The organism is Kosakonia quasisacchari, from assembly GCF_004331415.1.
Taxonomy (GTDB): domain Bacteria; phylum Pseudomonadota; class Gammaproteobacteria; order Enterobacterales; family Enterobacteriaceae; genus Kosakonia; species Kosakonia quasisacchari.
In genome coordinates this window covers 1-537 of sequence record NZ_SJOP01000079.1, presented here as the reverse complement: position 1 = coordinate 537, position 537 = coordinate 1, and the positions used below count along the sequence as shown (strand labels likewise).

The following is a 537-nucleotide window of genomic DNA, read 5'->3' as shown; positions in this document are numbered from 1 at the left end:
GACTGAAGTGTCGAACATGTCCCGCGCGCAGATCCTGCAGCAGGCTGGTTCTTCCGTACTGGCCCAGGCCAACCAGGTTCCGCAGACCATGCTGTCCCTGCTGCGTTAATCGCAGATTACGTAGTAGCAGAAAAGCGCCGCTTGTCGGCGCTTTTTTATTTGCCTGAAAAATAAGACGAATAAAAATTAAAAAACTCCTAAAGAGTTCGTTAACCCCGTCGATAACAATTAGGACGGTGATGAAGCCGCTGGCGCTTACCGGAATATAAATTTCTCAATGAAGGATAATTATCATGGCTGTTATTAATACTAACACCCTGTCGCTGATGACCCAGAACAACCTGACTAAATCTCAGTCTTCTCTGGGCACCTCGATCGAGCGTCTCTCTTCCGGTCTGCGTATCAACAGTGCAAAAGATGATGCTGCTGGCCAGGCGATTGCTAACCGCTTTACTTCCAACATCAACGGCCTGACCGTTGCTGCACGTAACGCGAACGACGGTATTTCTCTGGCGCAGACCGCTGAAGGCGCGCTGG

General features: G+C 50.1%; 2 protein-coding genes. Both read left to right on the top strand.

The genetic code is table 11. The annotated features are described in order from the left end of the window. A partial coding sequence (locus E0L21_RS24765) for a flagellin (protein ID WP_268886888.1) occupies positions 1 to 109 on the top strand: 109 nt, incomplete at its 5' end. Between the two features lie 184 nt (positions 110 to 293). After that, positions 294 to 537 (top strand): flagellin N-terminal helical domain-containing protein (locus E0L21_RS24760; RefSeq protein WP_045514860.1); only part of this gene is annotated, 244 nt, incomplete at its 3' end.